The 19,232-nt window shown below is 66.2% G+C and carries 15 protein-coding genes; 8 read left to right on the forward strand and 7 right to left on the reverse strand.

The genetic code is table 11. The annotated features are described in order from the left end of the window. Window positions 1-232 precede the first annotated feature (232 nt). Window positions 233-991, forward strand: coding sequence for a DNA/RNA non-specific endonuclease (locus tag GGR62_RS02530; RefSeq protein WP_184406421.1), 759 nt, complete (start codon window positions 233-235; stop codon window positions 989-991). 115 nt (window positions 992-1,106) lie between these two features. On the opposite strand, the gene GGR62_RS02535 is transcribed toward GGR62_RS02530, so the two are convergent. Beyond that, entirely contained in the window at window positions 1,107-2,021 is a 915-nt protein-coding gene (locus GGR62_RS02535) for a LysR family transcriptional regulator (RefSeq protein ID WP_184406422.1), read from the reverse strand. 92 nt (window positions 2,022-2,113) lie between these two features. Between GGR62_RS02535 and GGR62_RS02540 the strand changes: the two genes are divergently transcribed. Beyond that, window positions 2,114-3,106: an NAD-dependent epimerase/dehydratase family protein gene (locus GGR62_RS02540; protein WP_184406423.1), complete on the forward strand. Its 993-nt coding sequence runs from the start codon at window positions 2,114-2,116 to the stop codon at window positions 3,104-3,106. A gap of 44 nt (window positions 3,107-3,150) precedes the next feature. On the opposite strand, the gene hemB is transcribed toward GGR62_RS02540, so the two are convergent. Further along, the gene (hemB, locus tag GGR62_RS02545) at window positions 3,151-4,143 is read right to left on the reverse strand and encodes a porphobilinogen synthase (RefSeq protein ID WP_184406424.1); all 993 of its coding nucleotides are present in this window, start codon (window positions 4,141-4,143) and stop codon (window positions 3,151-3,153) included. A 97-nt stretch (window positions 4,144-4,240) separates the two neighbouring features. Further along, the gene (locus GGR62_RS02550) at window positions 4,241-4,483 is read right to left on the reverse strand and encodes a hypothetical protein (protein WP_184406611.1); all 243 of its coding nucleotides are present in this window, start codon (window positions 4,481-4,483) and stop codon (window positions 4,241-4,243) included. A 205-nt stretch (window positions 4,484-4,688) separates the two neighbouring features. On the opposite strand from GGR62_RS02550, the gene GGR62_RS02555 reads away from it, so the two are divergent. Then, window positions 4,689-5,144, forward strand: a complete 456-nt coding sequence (locus GGR62_RS02555) for a hypothetical protein (RefSeq protein ID WP_184406425.1) — start codon at window positions 4,689-4,691, stop codon at window positions 5,142-5,144. Between the two features lie 217 nt (window positions 5,145-5,361). On the opposite strand, the gene GGR62_RS02560 is transcribed toward GGR62_RS02555, so the two are convergent. The 4 genes from GGR62_RS02560 to GGR62_RS02575 all read right to left on the reverse strand — a co-directional run bounded on the left by GGR62_RS02560 (window position 5,362) and on the right by GGR62_RS02575 (window position 11,117). Further along, the gene (locus GGR62_RS02560; RefSeq protein ID WP_184406426.1) at window positions 5,362-7,152 is read right to left on the reverse strand and encodes a DUF885 domain-containing protein; all 1,791 of its coding nucleotides are present in this window, start codon (window positions 7,150-7,152) and stop codon (window positions 5,362-5,364) included. 69 nt (window positions 7,153-7,221) lie between these two features. Continuing rightward, a complete protein-coding gene (locus GGR62_RS02565; RefSeq protein WP_260305369.1) occupies window positions 7,222-7,695 on the reverse strand; it encodes a cytochrome c oxidase assembly factor 1 family protein in 474 nt (157 codons plus the stop codon). A 159-nt stretch (window positions 7,696-7,854) separates the two neighbouring features. Further along, window positions 7,855-10,107, reverse strand: coding sequence for a S9 family peptidase (locus GGR62_RS02570; RefSeq protein ID WP_184406427.1), 2,253 nt, complete (start codon window positions 10,105-10,107; stop codon window positions 7,855-7,857). Window positions 10,108-10,427: 320 nt separating this feature from the next. Then, window positions 10,428-11,117, reverse strand: a complete 690-nt coding sequence (locus GGR62_RS02575) for a glutathione binding-like protein (RefSeq protein WP_184406613.1) — start codon at window positions 11,115-11,117, stop codon at window positions 10,428-10,430. Between the two features lie 254 nt (window positions 11,118-11,371). Here GGR62_RS02575 and GGR62_RS02580 point away from each other — a divergent pair, with 254 nt between their 5' ends. The 5 genes from GGR62_RS02580 to GGR62_RS02600 all read left to right on the forward strand — a co-directional run bounded on the left by GGR62_RS02580 (window position 11,372) and on the right by GGR62_RS02600 (window position 18,971). After that, window positions 11,372-14,383, forward strand: a complete 3,012-nt coding sequence (locus GGR62_RS02580; RefSeq protein WP_184406428.1) for a TonB-dependent receptor — start codon at window positions 11,372-11,374, stop codon at window positions 14,381-14,383. A 154-nt stretch (window positions 14,384-14,537) separates the two neighbouring features. After that, window positions 14,538-15,239, forward strand: coding sequence for a SapC family protein (locus GGR62_RS02585; RefSeq protein WP_184406429.1), 702 nt, complete (start codon window positions 14,538-14,540; stop codon window positions 15,237-15,239). Next, complete coding sequence (locus GGR62_RS02590; protein ID WP_184406430.1) at window positions 15,229-16,242, forward strand: cupin-like domain-containing protein; 1,014 nt, start codon at window positions 15,229-15,231, stop codon at window positions 16,240-16,242. The genes GGR62_RS02585 and GGR62_RS02590 overlap by 11 nt, the downstream gene beginning before the upstream one ends. Window positions 16,243-16,253: 11 nt before the next feature. After that, window positions 16,254-17,819, forward strand: coding sequence for a tryptophan halogenase family protein (locus GGR62_RS02595; RefSeq protein ID WP_184406431.1), 1,566 nt, complete (start codon window positions 16,254-16,256; stop codon window positions 17,817-17,819). 138 nt (window positions 17,820-17,957) lie between these two features. Continuing rightward, window positions 17,958-18,971, forward strand: coding sequence for an energy transducer TonB (locus tag GGR62_RS02600; protein ID WP_184406432.1), 1,014 nt, complete (start codon window positions 17,958-17,960; stop codon window positions 18,969-18,971). Window positions 18,972-19,232 lie beyond the last annotated feature (261 nt).

Genomic DNA, 19,232 nt, shown 5'->3' on the forward strand with positions numbered 1-19,232 from the left:
CAACGAAAGGCGGCTTGGCATTGTAGATGAGAATGCGTCTCGCATGCGGCGCAGCGAGGACGCACGCGGCGTCAGGCCAACCGCAGTGCGGGCCCGGCAGCCAATCGCACCGACATCAACGCCGCGACAGGCCGGCATGCGCACCGTCATTTTTGCCACATGCGCCGGTCATCGCTTGGACATGACACGTTGCCACTTTCTTCATTCCCCCAACTGGCAAACGAGTCCTGCGATGTCACCGTCCTTCCTTCTACGCGGCTGTCTCTTCCTGGCGGCAGTGTTCGGCGCGCACACGGCAATGGCCGCCACCAGTTGCCCCACGCTGTATGCCAACGGCACGCCGCCGAGCGTGCGCAGCGCAACCACGCGCACCACCGAGGTGTGTCATACCGAATACGCCCTGCTGGCATCGGGCGTGACCAAGGGCCCGGTGTATTCGGCCGAACATCTGACCGACCAGCAAGTGGCCGGTGCCGAGGCGATCGGTCGGGTCGGGTCGTTCCACGAAGAGACCGGCATTCCCGCTGCCGACCGTTCCAGAAGTTCGGACTACACCAACACCGGCTACGACCGCGGCCATATGACCCCGGCCGGCGACGCATCGACCGAGAGCTCGGAAAAGGAAACCTTTTCCATGGCCAACGTCGTGCCGCAGGACCACAAGCTCAACACCGGCGAGTGGGCGCATATCGAAGAACAGGTGCGGCAACTGGCCAAGCAGCGGGGCGAGCTCTACGTGGTGACCGGCCCGACGTTCGACAGCGGCACCGCAGCGACCATCGGCACCGACAAGGTCGCCGTGCCCGATTACGTATGGAAGGCGATCTACGAACCCGGCGTGGGCGCAGCTGCCTATCTGTGCGTCAACGACAGCAGCATCAACTGCGATGTGGTGTCGATCGACGACCTGACCATGATGACGAACATAGACCCGTTTCCGTCGCTCAGCGCCAGCATGAAGTCCCACGCGATCGCGCTCGTACTGCCGTAACGGCCAGGCCTGCGCTGCCGGCTACACGCAATACAGTGCGGTGACGGCGCCTGCGCTGCGCAAACGGCGGGCGCAGCGGCCAGGCGCGATGCAGGGCGCGTGCATGCAGACGCTTTCAGGTTGCGCCGACGCCAGCATCCGGCGCGGCGCAGTGTGCGGCCAATCCAGCCGCCAAGGCCGCGAACACCGCACTGCAGGCGGCACTGGCGCGCAGGTCCTGGTGCATCGTGACCCAGGCCTCCAGGGCCATGCCGACCTGCTGCGGCAATACCGGCAACAGGCGTGGGGTCCGCCGCGCCAGCGCCGCCTGGCAGAAGCCGATGCCGCAGCCGGCGCGGATCAGCGCCAGCTGTGCCAGATCGCTGTCGGCACGTAGCGCGAAGGCCGCGTGGGTCCAGAACGGGAAGGCCTTGCGCGCGCCGCGCAGGAACGGGGTGTCCGCGTCAAAGCCGACCAGCGCGTGGTGCGCCAGATCGTCCGGGTGCTGCGGCATGCCGTGCCGGTCCACGTAGTCCGGGTGCGCGTACAGGCCGATCGCGACCTCGCCGACACGGCGGGCCACCAGCAGCTCCTGCTGCGGCCGGGTCATGCGCACTGCCACATCGGCTTGGCGGTGCAGCAGATCCTGCACGCGATTGCTCAACACCAGTTCCATGCGCAGCTGCGGATGCGCCTCGCGCAACGCAGCCAGGATCGGCGGCAGGATTTCCGCACCGACCACCTCGCTGGCCGAGATCCTGACCGTGCCCTGCACCGCGTCGCCGTGACGGTCGGCTGCGCGCTGCAGCGCAGCGGCAATGTCGGCCATCGCCCGCGCATGCCCGCGCAATGCCTGTGCGGCGTCGGTCGGCAACAGCCCGGTCTGCGACCGCACGAACAGCGGCACCGCCAGCAGCGCCTCCAATGCCGCGACATGCCGCCCGACGGTGGGCTGGGTCAGACCCAGCGCGCGCGACGCCGCCGACAGCGAGCCCTCTTCCAGCACCGCGAGGAAGGACCGGTAGAGTTCCCAGCTGATCGTGTCGGCCATACGTAAATGTATAGCTGCCCGCTTATCTTGGGCAATTTATTCGTAGCGACAGCCTGTCCACACTGGCCGCATCTCGATAGCGGAGCGGTTCCATGACACAGACAGCGATCGCCTTGGTACTGGGTGCCAGTGGTGGAATCGGCGGCGAGCTGGCGCGGCAACTGCGCGACGCCGGTTGGCAGGTACGCGCCCTGCAGCGCGGGTTGGCGGCCGCCGCCGAACACCGCGATGGCATCGACTGGCGGCGCGGCGACGCCATGCGGCAACAGGATGTCCTGCAGGCAGCGCGCGGTTGCGCAGTGATCGTGCATGCGGTCAATCCGCCCGGCTACCGGCGCTGGTCCGAGTTGGTGCTGCCGATGCTCGACAACAGCATCGCCGCGGCCCGTGCCGAAGCCGCCACCCTGGTGCTGCCCGGCACCGTCTACAACTATGGTGCCGACGTCTACCCGTCGCCGGACGAGGACGCGCCGCAGACGCCGAGCAGCCGCAAGGGCGCGATCCGGGTCGAGATGGAGCGCCGCCTGCAGGCGGCCACCGCGCATGACGCGCGGGCGCTGGTGGTGCGCGCCGGCGACTACTTCGGCCCGCGTGCGCGCAGCAGCTGGTTCGCGCAGGGACTGGTGAAGCCGGGACGCGCGGTCAGCACGGTGACCCTGCCGGGCGCGCCGGGCGTCGGCCATCAGTGGGCCTACCTGCCCGACGTCGCGCAGTGCATGCTGCGGCTGTTGCAGCGCCGCGACACCCTACCGGCGTTCGCGCGCCTGCACATGGCCGGGCACTGGGATGCCGACGGCACGCAGATGGCGGCGGCGATCGGCCGGGCAGTGGTACGCCATGGCGGCGCGCAGCCGAGACTGCGCCGCTTTCCGTGGTGGGCACTGCCGCTGGCCAGTCCGTTCGTGCCGCTGGCACGCGAACTGCGCGAGATCCAACCGCTGTGGCGCCATCCGCTGCGGATGCGCAACACGCGCCTGCTCGACATCCTGGGCGAGGAACCGCAGACACCGCTGGACGCGGCCGTGGAGGCCACGCTCGCCGGCCTGGGCTGCCTGCCGACGCCGGCGCTGGCGTCAGCGCGCTGAAGGCCGGTGCGCACCGCGCCACGTGCCCCCGCAGCAACGCCCGCTTAGGGCGCCTCGCGCAGCCAGCGCGCCACCTGCGGCGCGAAGTAGGTCAGCACGCCATCGGCGCCGGCGCGCTTGAACGCCATCAGCGCTTCCAGCACGCACTTGCGTTCGTCCAGCCAGCCGTTGGCACTGGCCGCCTTCAACATCGCGTACTCGCCACTGACCTGATAGGCGAAGGTCGGCACGCGGAACTCTTCCTTCACCCGGCGCACCACGTCCAGGTACGGCATGCCCGGCTTGACCATCACCATGTCCGCGCCTTCTTCCAGGTCCAGCGCAATCTCGCGCATGGCCTCGTCGCTGTTGGCCGGGTCCATCTGATAGGTGGTCTTGTCGGCCTTGCCCAGATTGCCGGCGCTGCCCACCGCATCGCGGAACGGGCCGTAGAACGCCGAGGCGTACTTGGCGGAGTACGCCATGATGCGCACATTGAGATGATCGTCGGCATCGAGCGCGCGGCGGATCGCGCCGATGCGTCCATCCATCATGTCCGACGGCGAAATGATGTCCACGCCGGCCTGCGCATGGGACAGCGATTGCCTGACCAGCGCCTCGACGGTGATCTCGTTGAGCACATAGCCCTCGTGGTCGATGATGCCGTCCTGGCCGTGGGTGGTGTACGGGTCCAGCGCCACATCGGTCATCACCCCGAGCTCGGGAAAGCGCGACTTGAGCGCGCGCACCGCACGCTGCGCCAGGCCGTCCGGATTCCAGGCTTCGGCCGCATCCAGGCTCTTGCCGGCCGGGTCGATCACCGGGAACAGATCGATCACCGGGATGCCCAATTCCAGCGCGTTTTCCGCCTCGCGCAGCAACTCGTCCAGCGACAGGCGCTCGACGCCGGGCATCGAGGCGATCGGCGCGCGGCCGGACAACTCATGCACGAACACCGGCCAGATCAGATCGTCGGCGGTGAGGGTGTTTTCACGCATCAACCGACGCGAAAACGCATCGTGGCGCATGCGGCGGGGGCGATAGTGGGGATGGGCCATGACGGGCTCCTGTCAACAGCGCACCAGTCTACGCCCGCCATCCGTCGCCGAACGCGCTGCGACGCTGTGTCGCAGCGCTGCAACGGCCAGTTCCCCGTCAGAACACACCACCGCCCAGACTCAGACGGATCACACCGACCACGATCACCAGGCCATTGAGCAACAAGCCGGTCTTGGCCCGGCCGCGGTTGCCGGCCGAGGTGAACAACAACGCGATCGCCGCAATGAGTGCGCCCACTGCTGCAAACGGAATCAGGAACCAGTTGCCCCAGCCCAGCAATGGGATGAAGGCCGGCACCATCCACAGCAACGCCACAATGCCCCACAGCAGGCTGATCAGTCCCACGTGCCACCTCGCCTTTCAAAGAAGGCACGAGCTTAGCGCCGTGCACGCCAACACGGCGCGGGCGGGTGGTCACCCTGACCAATGGCGGCTTGGCGGGAGCCTCACATCGGCATGGCTAGGGTGCGGGCAACGTCGGGCGCGATTCAGACCATGCGCCGGATCATCGCCGTCATTACCGCCATGCCCAGGGGGCTACACCATGAACAAGCACATCGTCACTGCAGCTGCGCTGGCGTTGCTGTTGGCCGGCTGCGCCAGCAGTTCCAAGGTCATGCTGGGCCAGGCACGGGCGCCGATCGACCCGGCGCAGGTGCAGGTGTACTCCAACGCACCGGCCGGCTCGGTGGAGATCGCCCAACTCGAATCCACCAGCGCTGCCGGTTTCGGCACCCAGGGCCAGACCGATGCGGCCGTCCTGCGGCTGAAGCGCGAAGCGGCCAAGCTCGGCGCCAATGGCGTGGTCATCGTCGGCGTGGGCTCCGAGCGCTCCGGCGGCGGCCTGTCGGTGGGCGGCGGCAGCTACGGCGGCCGGGTCGGCGGCGGCCTGGGCATCGGCATCCCGACCACGCAGAAGCGAGCGGCCGGCATGGCGATCTGGGTGCCGGCGGGTGCGCAGCAGCACGAGGCACCGCAGCCAGCGCCGCCCGTGCGTTGAGCTTGGAGCGGTTGTCGAAACGCCCCAGCCGCCAAGCAGGCGGCGGTGCGCGGAATCGGCAGCCCATGCGTTCACTGCGACCAGTGTGCGCGGTGCGTGCATCTGCTGAACACAGCTCGCAACGTTGGGTCGCCGCTGTTCGCCGCTGAGGGATACACGCGGACACGATGCCTGCAGCCTGCGACATCGCGCCCATCGGACATCACCATCTGCCGAATCAGCGCTTGCCCTGCTGTGTTGGAACAAACTGCGTCTCCACTGCCTTGGCCAGCTGGTCAGGCGGCAGCAGGCCCTGGTCGAGCAGGAAGTTGTTGAAGGCCAGGCGGTCGAACTTCTTGCCTAATGCCAGCTCGGTGCGCATGCGTAGCTCGAGAATGCGGGTGTAGCCGTAGAAGTAGCTACCGGCCTGGCCGGGCGCGCGGACGGTGTAGCGGTCCAGTTCCTGGCGGGTCATCGCCGGCGAGAGGCCGACGTCGTTTTCCAGCACCTGGCGCGCGCGTTCGCGATCGATCAGGCCCAGGTTGAGCATCGGGTCGAGCATGGCACGGGCCGCACGCAACAGGCGGAACTGCAGCGCGATCAACTGACCGTCGAGCGGTTCGTACGGCACCATTTCGGCTTCGGCATACAGCGCCCAGCCTTCGACGTTGACCGAGTTGAACGCGAACATGCTGCGCGCCAGCGACACGCCGCGCTCGACCATGGCGGTGAACTGCAGCTCGTGGCCGGGGCGGCCTTCGTGCGCGCTGAGCGTCCAGGCGGCCGAGCCGAAGTTGAAATCGTCGTACTGCTCTTTCTTGCTGCCGTCGGCAGTCGGGTTGCCCAGCGGCAGCACGAACTGGCCTTGCTGGCCGGTATTGCCGATCAGCGGCGCGGGCAGGAAATGCGGTGCCGGCTGTGCGGCGCTTTCGGCCGCGCTGCCCAGGCGCATCTGCATCGGGCGATTGGGCACATCGACGATGCGCTGCTGGCGGATGATCGGGTCGATCTGATCGATCACGCCACGGTAGTGGGTCTCCAACTGGTCATCGGCGATGGTGTCGCCCTTGAGCGCGCGGATCACCTGCACATAATCGCCGCCCTGCACGCCCTTGGCCTTGGCCACCAGCGGCGCCAGCTGGCGCATCGCCGCGCGGGTTTCCATGAACTCCAGTTGCGCGCGCTGAATCAGCTGCTGCGGGGCGATATCGATGCCGACCTGCTTGAGCTGATAGGCATACAGCGGCTCGGGCAAGCGGGTGTCCTTGCGCGCCTTCGGCAGCACGCTGGTGCGGGTCCAGCGGGCGTAATCCTTGAGCTGGGTGGACATTGCCTTGAGCGCTTCGTCGGCCCCGGCGATCTTGTACTTGGCGAACAACTCACCGATGCCGGCGACGTAGGTATCCACGTTCGCCAGCGCCTGCTCCACTTCGCGCTCGGTGGGCTGCAGCAAGGCGGTGTTGCCAAGCTGTTCTTCATAGCGCTGACGCGCCAGCACGGTGGTTGGCGTGCTCCCCGGCACCAGGCCGACATAGCGCTTGAGGCGATCCAACGCCTTGGCGCGGCGCTCGGGCGCGGTCTGGTCGGACAACAACCCGTTGAGGCCGCTGAAGACCAGCTGCGGGGCGTCGTTCCACGGTAGCAGGTAGCGTTCGTTGAGCTCGCTGCCTTCGATGTTCTGTTCGGCCGCGCCGATCATGATCTGCAGGTCCTGGCGCACGTTGGCATCGCGCTCGGTGGCCAGCTTGGCCTGCAACGCAGCGCGTGCCTTGCTCATTGCCTCGCGATAGCGCGCAGGATGCTTCGGCCCCAGGTCGATGACCTGGTCGTCATAGCCGGGCACGCCGAAGAAGCTGGCGTATTCGGGTTGGAAGGGCGCCTGCGCGTTGAGCAGGATCTGCGCGTAGCCATTGCTGGTCTTTACCCAGGCCGGCACCGCAGGCTGGGCCTGCGCGGTGTTGCCGGTCTGTGCCTGCAATGGCAATGAACAACCGAGCGCCAGCGCAACAGCAAGAACAAGTGGTTTCATGTCGCAAATCCGCAGATGTGAGTAGCGCGACCCTACCCATCTGCAGCGTCTGCGGCAATGCGTCTTAGGTCATGGCATGCAGGGTTGCGATGGCGCGTGCGTGGCCGGTAGCAGGCTGATCGGCTCGGCCTGCCCGCTCGCGAACGTCAGCGTCTGATAGCTCCATCGTCCGTGCCGCCGCGTGGCGTCCACCTGTACGTTTCCGTCGCCGCGTGGACCGTGCAGGTCCACGCTGAGATGAGCCTCTCCCGCCTGACCGGTGTAGCTGATGCTGCCACTGGGCAAGAAGGCGTCGTCGACCGGCGCCCCCAACGCCTGTACCACGCGCGCATCGGCGCGTGCGATGCAAAGCACGTCGCGATACACATCCCTGGACTTCAGCGTTGCGGCAATCACCGAGAGCAAGCCACCGATCACCAGGGCCAACAGCAGGAACAGCGCCACGCCAATGCCGGGCACCATCCACTTCCAGTGCCGGCTCCAGAAGTTGGGCGATTGCACCTTGGAAGGCGATGCAGCGGGAATCGGTGGCGGCGACGACATGGCAACGTCCTTCTAGGTCAGCTGTTGGCACACGACTGCAGATGACGCGAGCGGTGCGCTACGCTACAGCGCGGCCAGACACGTTGTGTGGCAAGTGCTCGGCATCGGCGGCCACCTTAGCACTGCCCGTTGTTGCGGACCTCCGCGCCCAAGTGGCGACTACTCGCTTCCCTTTCCGACCGTTTCTGGCGTCAAACAGCGCTGAATAAACGCCTCTGCCGTCTTGTAGCGATGCAAGGCGGCACTGCCGGACAGGCCATGTTTGGCACCGGGATACGTCATCAGTTCGAACGGCGTGCCGCGTTGCTGCAGCTCGCTCATCAGCGCGGTGGAGTTGGTGAACAGCACGTTGTCGTCGGCCATGCCATGGATCAGCAGCAACTTGGCGCGCAGGCCATCCAGATGGGTGGCGACGCGTGCGTTGCGATAACCATCGGCGTTGCCGGCCGGCAGGTCCATGTAACGCTCGGTGTAGTGGGTGTCGTACAGGCCCCAATCGGTGACCGGCGCACCGGCTACGCCACAGGCGTAGGCCTCGCTGTGCTTGGCCAGCAACATCAAGGTCATGTAACCGCCGTTGGACCAGCCCTGCACGCCGATGCGTGCCGGGTCCACCCAGCGCTGCGTCTTGAGCCAGGCCACGCCCTGCAACTGGTCGTCCACTTCGACCGTGCCTTGCTTGCCATAGAGCGCGCCGCCGAAATCGCGGCCGCGTCGCGGGGTGCCGCGATTGTCCAGCGAAAACACCACATAACCGCGCTGGGCAAGATACTGGTCGAACAACGCATCGCCACGGCCCGGCCAGGCATCGAGTACGGTTTGTGCGGCCGGGCCGCCGTACACGTACACCATCACCGGATAGCGTTTGGCCGGGTCGAAGTTATGCGGCTTGAGCAACCGATACTGCAGCGGCGTCTTGCCGTCGGCAGCGGTGAGCGTGCCGAATTCCACCGCGCGCTGCGCATCGCGATACCTGGCGTAAGGATGCTGCGGATCGGCCAGATCGTTCTTCAGCAGCGTGGCGATCTTTTCGCCATTGGCGTGGAACAGCTCGATCTGCGGCGGCGTGGTGGTGTTGGACCAGGTATCGACATACACGCTGGCATTACTGGCGAAACTGCCTGCGTGCGTGCCATTGGGCCTGGAGCGTTTTTCGATCGCGCCACCGGCCAGCGGCACGGCGTAGATGTGGGTCTGGGTCGGCGACTCTTTGCTTGCAGCGAAGTACACCGTGCCGGCCTGCTCATCGACGGCGAGCAGTGCATCGACCACCCAGGCGCCGGAGGTCAGCGGCGTGAGCGTGCGGCCGTCTTCGGACGCAATGTAGAGATGCTCGTAGCCGCTGCGCTCGGAATTCCAGATAAAACGGCCGTCCTTGAGAAACCGCAGATCGTTGTTGAGCGGCACCCAGGTCGGCGAGGTCTCGGTGATCAGCGTGCGTTGCTTGCCGTTGACCAGCGTGGTTTCGATCAGCTCGAGGGTTTTCTGGTCACGCGACTGGCGTTGAAAGGTGAGTCGCTGCGCATCGCGCCAATCCACGCGCGCGAGGTAGATATCGGGGTGTTTGCCCAGGTCGATCCAGCGCGGCGCCGCACCGGCACGCGGTGCGATCACGCCCAGTTGCACCGCCACATTCGGTTGGCCGGCCTGCGGATAGCGCTGGTCGATCACCTCGGTGTGGTCGGCATAGACTTCCGGGCGTTTCTGGATCGGTACGCCGGATTCGTCGATGCGCGCAAAGGCAATCGCCGAATCGTCCGGCGCCCACCAATAGCCGGTGTGGCGATCCATTTCTTCGTCGGCGACGAACTCGGCCACGCCGTTACCGATGGTCACGCTGCCATCGCCGGTGAGTTGCGCCTGTTTGCCGCTGGCAAGATCGATCACCCACAGGTTGCGCTCCCGCACGAAGCTGACGAAGCCGCCCTTGGGCGAGAGCTTGGCGTCGGTGGCGAAGCCTTCGCCGTGGGTGAGTTTGCGTACCGCCGCCGCGCCGGTCTTGCGCAGGTCGTACAGATAGAGCTCACCACCGAGCGGGAACAGCAATGCGTGCGCGTCCGGCGCCCACTGGTAATCGACGATGCCGGTCATCGCCGCGATGCGCTGGCGCTCGCGGCGGGCTTTTTCTGCATCGCTGAGCGTTTCGGTGCCGGGCAGCACGACTTTGGAATCGACCAGCAGGCGGGTCTGGCCGCTGGCGATGTCGTATTCCCACAGATCCAGTTGATTGCGGTCGTTGTCCTTGCCGCGCAGGAAGGTCACACGCGTGCCGTCGGGTGCGACCTTGGGCTTCATCAACGTCGGGCCGGCTAACGGCAATGGGCCGGTGATGGCTTCCAGCGTGAGTTTGTCGGCGTGGGCGGTGGTGATCGTGCTGAGCATGAGGGCAAGGGCTGCGAACAGGGAACGCATTGAAGATCCTGGCGGGAGTGCCGGGGCAGGATGCAGGGGTGCTGGGCGTTTGGGAAGCGCTGGGGCGCCCGCGAGGACTGCCCTCACCCCAACCCCTCTCCCGCAGACGGGAGAGGGGCCGGTGCGCATTCGATTTACGTCATTTCTCCCGGCTGCGGGAAGGGGCTCGTGCGCATTCGATTTCGACATGCCGTCTTCCGCGCGGGACGTTCCTTCTTCCGCGTGCGGAGGAAGGTGTCCGCAGGACGGATGGGAGAGGGAGCGCCGGCAGTCGATCGAGCCGGCCGTTCTCCCGGCAGGAGACGGCGTGAGGCTGCGCGTCAGCGCTTGCCGAACAGATGCTTGCGCTCTTCCTCGCTCAGCGGCTTACCGGCGTTGGGGTTGACCTGCTCCTTGAGCGCATAGGCGCGCCGGGTGGCTGGACGTGCGGCAATGGCGTCATGCCAGCGCTTCAAATGCGGAAAATCGGCGTAATCGGGACGGATGTCGGCGTAGACCTCGATCCACGGGTAGCTGGCCATATCGGCGATGCCATAGTCGCTGCCGGCCAGAAACGCGTGCTCGGCCAGACGCTTGTCGAGTACGCCATGCAGGCGGCGCACCTCGGCGTTGTAGCGCTCGATCGCATAAGGAATCTTGTCCGGGGCGTAGACAGTGAAGTGGCCCATCTGGCCGCTCATCGGCCCCAGCCCGCCCATCTGCCAGAACAGCCATTCCAGTGCGGCGATACGGCCGCGTGCATCGCGCGGCAAGAACCGTCCGGTCTTCTCGGCCAGGTACAGCAGGATCGCGCCGGACTCGAACACGCTCTGCGCTCCGCCGCCATCGACCGGTGCGTGGTCGACGATTGCCGGCATCTTGTTGTTGGGCGAAATCTGCAGGAAGTCCGGTTCGAATTGCTCACCCTTGCCGATGTTGACCGGCTTGAGCGTGTAGTCCAGCCCGGCCTCTTCCAGGAACAGGGTGACCTTGTGGCCGTTGGGAGTGGGCCAGTAATACAGATCGATCATCGTGCGCTCCAGTTCGAAAGGGGGAGGCGGCATGTCGCTGCACACCGTCAACGCGCGATGGTACGGCCTGAGGCATCGGCACGCGTGCATGCCACGCCGTGTGGATTGGAACGGTGTGTGACGCAATTGGCGCAGGCCGATGCTGCACTGCAAATTGACTTGCCCCACGCCGCGACAACAAATGCTCGCTTGCTTGATTGACTTTGCCTGTCCCGCCTTGGGGCCGGCGTTTTTCGCTTGGGGAAGAAATCATTGTGAGAGAGCCACGCACCCTGCCGCGCACGCGGCGTTTGACGTCTGCACTACTGTTTGCGTTGTCCACACCGCTTGCCGCGCAGACCGTGCCGGCGCCGCAGTCGGCATCTCCCATTCCCGGCGCCAGCCAGGCCGATCCAGCCACGCTCGATGCAGTGCAGGTCACCGGTATCCGTGGCAGCCTGACCTCGTCGATGAACGTCAAACGCGATGCGCAAGGCATCGTCGACGGCATCGTGGCCGAGGATATCGGCAAGTTCCCCGACACCAATCTGGCCGAATCGCTGCAACGTATCAGCGGCGTGTCGATCGACCGCTCACTGGGCGAAGGTTCGCGCGTCACCGTGCGCGGCGTCGGCCCGGACTTCAACCTGGTGCTGTTGAACGGCCGGCAGATGCCGGGCGCCAGCATCGAAGAATCCAATGCCTCCAACTCGCGTGCGTTCGACTTCGCCAACCTGGCGTCCGAGTCGATCTCCGGCATCGAGGTGTTCAAGACCAGTCGCGCCAGTACGCCCACCGGCGGCATCGGTGCCACCATCAACATCAAGACGGCCCGGCCGCTGGACAACCCGGGCCTGCATGCCAATGTCGGTCTCAAGGGCGTGCACGACAGCTCCAACGAGAACCTGCCCGGGCGTCTGCAAGGCGATGCGCTGACGCCGGAAATCTCCGGCATCTTCAGCAACACGTCCGCTGATGGACGCTTCGGCGTGTCGTTGAGCGGCAGTTATCAGGAACGCGACTTCGGCTACAGCCAGGTCGGCGTGCCTAACGGCTGGCGTTCGTTCCGCGGCGACTCCACCGCCTACGGCACCATCCCGCAGCCGGGTACGCCTGGCTCGGAAAACATCGTCAACCGCCCCGGCCCGAACGATATCTATTCGGTGCCGCAGAACCTCAACTACCGCGTGGTCGGCGTCGAACGCCAGCGCACCAACGGCCAGTTGGTGCTGCAGTACAAGCCGCTGGACAACGTCACCACGACGCTGGATTACACCTATTCGGAAAACAAGATCCAGCAGCAGCGCAACGAAATGTCGGTGTGGTTCAACTACGGGCCTTCGGCCAGTTCCTGGACCAATGGCCCGGTAGCCGGGCCGGTGAGCTATTCGGAAATCGTCAACCCGCCCATCAGCGACCTGGCCACCGCCGGCTCCAACGCGGCCACGCGCAACCAGAACAAGTCGCTGGGCTTCAATGTGGATTGGGCGGTCAACGACCAGTTCAAGCTCAACTTCGACATCCACCGCTCCACTGCCGAAGCCGGTGCGGACAGCCCGTACGGCTCCAGCAATTCGCTGGGCGTGTCGGGCTTTTACCGCGGCACTTCGGTGGTGGATTTCAGCAAGGATTTCCCGGTGTTGCAGCAGCAGCTGGGCTTCGGCCTGACCGGGCTGGATCCGTCACGCACGCTGGTCACCGGCTCGGCGTTCCGCAACAGCTACATGAAGTCGGAGATCGACCAGGCCCAGGTCAACGGCGACTTCACCTTCGAAAATTATTCGCAGTTGAAGTTCGGTATCGGCAGCACCGAGGTCAAGAACCGCTCGGCGTTCTCCAACGTGCAGCGCGATACCTGGGGCGGCAACGGCACCGCGGCCGATTATCCGGACGATCTGTGGATTCCCAGTTCGTTTGCGCAGTACTTCGATGCGGTCGACGGCAGCGGCAACCCGGCGCAGTTCAACCAGCTGTTCCTGTTCGACTTCGAACGCGCCCGCCAGGCGGCCGCGCAGGTGGCCGGCGACGATGCGCTGTACCGCACCTCGCCGGTGTTCACCACCGACCGCCGCGTGACCGAAAAATCCAAGAACGCCTACCTGCAGTGGAACAACAGCTGGGACGATCTGCGCGTGCCGATCAGCCTGGCCGCCGGCGTACGTTACGAAGAAACCAAGGTGGAGGCGCAGGCGCTGGTGCCGGTGGCAGTGGGCATCGACTGGGTCGCCAACAACGAGTTGCCGATCCGTGTAGCCAACTCGGCGTTCGCCAGCGGCAGCGGCAAGTACGAGTACTGGCTGCCCAGCCTGGACCTGAGCTTCAAGCTCACCGAGGATCTGGTGCTGCGCGGCAGCTACGGCGAAACCATCGGCCGCCCGGGCTGGGGCGATATCCAGGGCGGGCAGACGCTCAGCGAGATCGCGCGCCTGGAGGGCGGTACCGGCCAGGAAGGCAATCCCGGCCTGAAGCCGCTGCTCTCGCATAACATCGACTTTTCGCTGGAGTGGTACTACAGCGATGCCAGCTACGCCTCGGTGGGCTTCTTCCGCAAGAACATCGACAACTACATCGGCGTGACCACGCGCAACGACACCTCGCTGGGATTGAACACCCCGGTGGGCGGTGCGTATTGGAACGAAGCGCTGGCCAACGGCTGCGCCTCGGCCGACCTGACCTGCATCCGCAACTATATCTTCCGCAACCGCAACGGCGCGCCCGGCGTGGTGCGCGGGGCCGATGCCAACGGCAATGCCACCGGCGTGATCAGCGGGCAGCCGGGCGATCCGGTGGCCAACTTCGCCATCACCGCGCCGGCCAACCAGCGCTCGGCCTCGCTGGACGGTTGGGAATTCAACCTGCAGCACATGTTCGGCGCCAGCGGCTTCGGCGTGTCGGCCAACTACACCATGGTCGACTCCGGTCTGACCTACGACAACTACGTGATCGGCGAGCAGTTCGCGCTGGAAGGGCTGAGCGACTCGGCCAACGTGGTCGGCTTCTACGACAAGGACAAGTGGCAGGTGCGTGCGGCCTACAACTGGCGCGACGAGTTCCTGGCCGCGCGTTTCGACGGCAGTGGCCAACCGAACCCGGTCTACACGGAAGCCTACGGTCAGCTGGACCTGAGCATCGGTTACCAGTGGACCGAGAACCTGTCGCTGAGCCTGGAGGCGATCAACCTCACCAACGAGGTGCAGCGTCAGCACGGCCGTCATCCGAACCAGATCATCTATGCCACCCAGACCGGCCCGCGCTACATGCTGGGCGTGCGCTACAAGTTCTGGTGATGTAGGCGCTGCACCGAGTATCCCGGCAGCGCGTCTGCCGGGATGCTCGCACGGCCTTTCAGCATGCTGACCGGAGTCGTGCATCCGGCACTTGCCACGCGAAGGGCTTTTATCCAAGCATGGGCCACGCGCCCCGCGTGATGTGCCAGCCCCCATGACCAATGCCGTGTTGTTGAACAATCTCGATCACCGCGATTTGCGCGTGATCACCGCGCACGGCGCCGCCTATGGCGACGACGTGATGTCGGCTGCGACCTTTCCGCAGGAATTTCGCCAACTGCAGGCGCAATACCCGATCGTGTTCCATCGCAGCGGCGAGCGCAGTTTTCAACCGCTGGCGTTGCTGGGCCTGCGCCAGGGCGAGAACCTGTTTCTGGACGGCGCGCGCTGGGACGCGCCGTATGTGCCGCTGGCGATCCAGCGCCAACCGTTCCTGATCGGCGAACAACCCGACGGCCCGATGGTGCACGTGGATCTGGACAGCCCGCGCATCAGCAGCAGCGACGGCGAGGCGCTCTTCCGCGAGCATGGCGGCACCACTGCATTTCTCGACCACGTCAGCCAGGTACTGCGCACGCTGCACGATGGGCTGGCTGCCAGCGACGCGTTTGTCGCGCGCCTGCTCGCCTATGCGTTGCTGGAACCGTTCGTGTTCGAAGCCACCCTGCAAGACGGCCAGCACTGCAGTTTGACCGGGCTCTACGTGGTGCATGAAGAACGCCTGCGTGCGCTTGACGATGCTGCGCTGCTCGATCTGCACCGGCATGGCGATCTGGAGCCGCTATACATGGCGCTGGCCTCGATCGCGCAGTTCCGCCACCTGCTCGACCGCATGCAGCGCCGCCATGCTGGCTGAGCCGCGCGCCATCGAAGAGGTGTACGGGCTGGATCCGCAGCAGCTGGATCCGGCCGTGCTGCGCTCCACCACGCCCCTGGTGTTGCGCGGGCTGGTGCGCGACTGGCCACTGGCGCAGGCCGGTGCGGCCTCCGCACAGGCGGCGGTTGCGTACTTGCGCGGCTTCGACCGCGGCGAGGCGGTGGTGGCACAGGTGGGCCCACCGGAGATCGATGGGCGCTTCTTCTACAGCGCGGACATGAGCGGTTTCAATTTCCGCCCCGAGCGCGTGCCGCTGGGGGTGGTGCTGGAGACCTTGCTGCGCGATCTGCACAACCCGCAGCCGCCGGCGATCTATGTCGGCTCCACCACGCTGGATACCTACCTGCCCGGCCTGCGCGCGCACAACCCGATCGCGCTACCGCACGCCGAGCCACTGGCCAGCATCTGGATCGGCAACCGCACCCGCATCGCCGCGCACCAGGATCTGCCCGACAACCTGGCCTGCGTGGTCGCCGGGCGCCGCCGCTTCACGCTGTTTCCGCCCGCGCAATTGGCCAACCTGTATATCGGCCCGCTCGACCTCACGCCGGCCGGGCAACCGATCAGCCTGGTCGATATCGCCGCGCCGGATCTGCAGCGGTTTCCACGGTATGCGCAGGCGCTGGAACACGCATGGGTTGCCGCGTTGGCACCGGGCGATGCGCTGTTCATTCCCAGCATGTGGTGGCATCACGTGCAAGCGCTGGAACCGTTCAACGTGCTGGTCAATTTCTGGTGGCGGCAGAGCCCGGCCTACATGGATTCGCCAATGAACGCGCTGATGCTGGCGCTGCTCACCATCCGCGACCTGCCACCCGAACAACGCGCCACCTGGCAGGAGGTGTTTCGGCATTACGTGTTCGACGCCGATGCGCACACCGCAGCGCATGTGCCCGAGCCTGCACGCGGTGTACTGGCGCCGATGGACGACGCGCGCGCCCGCAGCCTGCGCGCGCGCTTGCTGCAACGCCTGAATCGCTGAGGAGCTGAGGCATGCCGCACACTGCATCTTGCGACCCGCAACAGCGCCCGGTGCGCCGCGTGGTCATCGCCGGCGGTGGCACTGCCGGCTGGATGGCCGCCGCTGCGTTATCGAAGGTATTGGGCCGGCAGTTGCAGATCACCCTGGTGGAATCGGACGAGATCGGCACGGTAGGCGTGGGCGAAGCGACCATCCCCAGCCTGGTCACCTTCCATCGCTTGCTGGAGATCGACGAGGCCGCGTTCATGGCCGCCACGCAAGCCACCATCAAGCTCGGGATCTGCTTCGAGCATTGGCGCGATGTGGACCAGCACTACATCCATTCGTTCGGCCACACCGGCACCGATCACTGGAGCGCCGGTTTTCAGCATTTCTGGCTGAAGGGCCGGCAGCGTGGCGTGGCGCGCGATTTCGGCGACTACTGCCTGGAATTGCGCGCCGCGCAGGAAGGCCGCTTTGCGCATCTGCCCAACGGCGGCATGAACTACGCCTACCACCTGGATGCGGGCCTGTATGCACGCTTCCTGCGCCGTTTCAGCGAAGGCTTCGGCGTGCGCCGTAGCGAAGGCCGCATCGGCGCCGTGGAAACCGATGCGCACAGCGGATATCTCACCGCGCTGGTGCTCGAGGACGGCACGCGGGTGGAAGGCGATCTGTTTCTGGATTGCACCGGCTTCGCCGGCCTGCTGATCGGCAAGACGCTGGGCGTGGGCACGGACGATTGGTCGCAGTGGTTGTTCGCCGACAGCGCGCTGGCGGTACAGACCGAATCGGTCGGCGCACCGGTGCCCTACACCCGCTCGCGCGCCGATCAGGCGGGCTGGATGTGGCGTATTCCGCTGCAGCACCGGGTCGGCAACGGCATCGTGTATTCCAGCCGCTACATGGACCAGGACAGCGCCGCGCAGGTCTTGCAGCGCCATCTCAGCGGCCGCGCACTGACCCAGCCGCGCGCATTGCGCTTCACGCCCAACCAGCGGCATCGGGTCTGGGAAAAGAATTGCGTGGCGCTGGGGCTGGCCAGCGGTTTTCTGGAGCCGTTGGAATCGACCAACATCCATCTGATCCAGCGCGGCATCATCCGGCTGATGCAGACCTTTCCGCAGGTCATCAACGACGTCGACATCGCCGAATACAACCGTCAGGCGGCCGCCGAAATCACCCATATCCGCGATTTCGTGATCCTGCATTACCACGCCACCGACCGCCGCGACACGCCGTTCTGGCGCGATTGCGCGGCGATGGACATCCCCGACACGCTGCGGCACCGGGTGGAGTTGTTCCGCCAGAGCGGGCGGGTGTTCCACCAGGCCAACGAGCTGTTTGCCGAGAACTCGTGGGTGCAGGTGATGCTGGGCCAGGGCATCGTGCCGAAGCAGCACCACCCGGTGGCCGACCTGATGGGCGATGCCGAACTCGGTCGCTTCCTGGAAACCATTCGCGCCCGCGTGGACGCCGCCCTGGTGCGGTTGCCGGCGCATGCGGACTTCCTGCGCCGCTACTGCCCGGCCCCAGCGCTGCCAGAGCCGTCGATCCGCCGGCCGGCCGACGCGCCGCCGGCCACGCCGGCGCACTGAATTTCGCCCGCCCCCTGCGCCCCCTTGGCTTACAGCGCCCCAGCAATGCTAGATTGCCGCTTTGCCGTCCATTGCGGGAACAGTGGCCGGCGCTCACCGCAGCATCATTATCTTTCGCACTCGGGGAAAGGGGGACGCATGTTGGATCTGACACAGGGCCGTATGGCACGCCGGATCGCGCCGGTCATTTTACTGGTGGGTCTGGCCGCCTGCTCCAAGCAGGAAGACAAGGCCGCCACCACGCCCGCGACCGGCGCCACGCCTGCGGCATCGGCTGCCGCGCCCACACCTGCCACGGCGGTCTCGCCGCAGGTGCAATCGATGGCGGCCGAGCAGTTGCGCGAATCGGCCACCAAGGCACTGCAGGACAACCGCATGTATGCCCCGGTCGGCGACAACGCAGTGGAGTACTACCTGGCCCTGCGTGAGAAGCAGCCGCAGGATGCCACCGTCAACAGCGCGCTGACCGACCTGCTGCCGTACACGCTGATCGCCGCCGAACAGGGCATCAGCCGCGAAGAATTCCCCGAAGCGCAGCGCCTGATCGCGCTGATCGAAAAGGTCGACCCCAAGGCGCCGGCGTTGCCGCGTCTGAAGGCCGGCCTGGAAACCGGCATGAAGACCGCCGCCAACCGCTCCGAGCAGGATGCCGAGCAGGCCAAGAAGCTGGTGGAGGACAAGGCCAAGCAGGCCGCCGAGCAGAAGCGTCTGGCCGAGCAGCAGACCCGCGAGGCGGCCGCTGCGCAGCAGATCGCCGCGCAACAGGAAGCCGCCCGCCAGCAGACCGCCGAAGCCGAACGCCAGGCCGCTGCGCGCCGCCAGCCGGAGACCCCGGCCGCGGCCGCGCCGCGTCCTGCGCCGGCTGCGGCCGCTACGGCGGCAGCGGCACCGGCCGCACAATCGTTGCGCCCGATCAGCACCCCGGCGCCGCGTTATCCACCCGAGGCACTGCGCGCGGGCACCTCCGGCGAAGTGTTGGTGGAACTGACCGTCGGCACCGACGGCTCGATCACCGCCTCGCGCGTGCTGCGCGCCACCCCACCGCGCGTGTTCGACCGCGAAGCACTCAACGCGGTCAAGCGCTGGCGCTTCGAGCCGGTGGCTGCACCGGTGACGACCCGGCGCACACTGTCGTTCAATCCTGGGGGTTGAGCAGGTCGTGAGGCGATTGCAGGGTGTGCAGGCGGCCGCGTGGGTGCGCGGGTTGATCGTGGTTGATGGTTGACGCAATGCACTCCCGGCAACTGCCGGTTGCCCAACAAAAAGCCCGCAGCGCTGCGGGCTTTTTGTTGACTGGCACTCGGTGCCCTCATCCGCCCCTGCGGGGCACCTTCTCCCGCCTGCGGGAGAAGGGATTAAACGGGAGAAGGAATTAAACAGGAGGAGGGATTAAACGGGAGGAGGGATGACAAA

Origin of the sequence: Xanthomonas sp. 3075 (assembly GCF_014197275.1) — a bacterium.
Taxonomy (GTDB): Bacteria; Pseudomonadota; Gammaproteobacteria; order Xanthomonadales; family Xanthomonadaceae; genus Xanthomonas; species Xanthomonas campestris_B.

Coding starts and splice junctions, on each gene's coding strand:
- GGR62_RS02585 (WP_184406429.1), top strand. CDS start 14,538: ATGACCAATGCCGTGTTGTTGAACAATCTCGATCACCGCGATTTGCGC.
- GGR62_RS02540 (WP_184406423.1), top strand. CDS start 2,114: ATGACACAGACAGCGATCGCCTTGGTACTGGGTGCCAGTGGTGGAATC.
- GGR62_RS02560 (WP_184406426.1), bottom strand. CDS start 7,152: ATGAAACCACTTGTTCTTGCTGTTGCGCTGGCGCTCGGTTGTTCATTG.
- hemB (WP_184406424.1), bottom strand. CDS start 4,143: ATGGCCCATCCCCACTATCGCCCCCGCCGCATGCGCCACGATGCGTTT.
- GGR62_RS02570 (WP_184406427.1), bottom strand. CDS start 10,107: ATGCGTTCCCTGTTCGCAGCCCTTGCCCTCATGCTCAGCACGATCACC.
- GGR62_RS02535 (WP_184406422.1), bottom strand. CDS start 2,021: ATGGCCGACACGATCAGCTGGGAACTCTACCGGTCCTTCCTCGCGGTG.
- GGR62_RS02595 (WP_184406431.1), top strand. CDS start 16,254: ATGCCGCACACTGCATCTTGCGACCCGCAACAGCGCCCGGTGCGCCGC.
- GGR62_RS02575 (WP_184406613.1), bottom strand. CDS start 11,117: ATGATCGATCTGTATTACTGGCCCACTCCCAACGGCCACAAGGTCACC.
- GGR62_RS02590 (WP_184406430.1), top strand. CDS start 15,229: ATGCTGGCTGAGCCGCGCGCCATCGAAGAGGTGTACGGGCTGGATCCG.
- GGR62_RS02555 (WP_184406425.1), top strand. CDS start 4,689: ATGAACAAGCACATCGTCACTGCAGCTGCGCTGGCGTTGCTGTTGGCC.
- GGR62_RS02530 (WP_184406421.1), top strand. CDS start 233: ATGTCACCGTCCTTCCTTCTACGCGGCTGTCTCTTCCTGGCGGCAGTG.
- GGR62_RS02600 (WP_184406432.1), top strand. CDS start 17,958: ATGTTGGATCTGACACAGGGCCGTATGGCACGCCGGATCGCGCCGGTC.
- GGR62_RS02565 (WP_260305369.1), bottom strand. CDS start 7,695: ATGTCGTCGCCGCCACCGATTCCCGCTGCATCGCCTTCCAAGGTGCAA.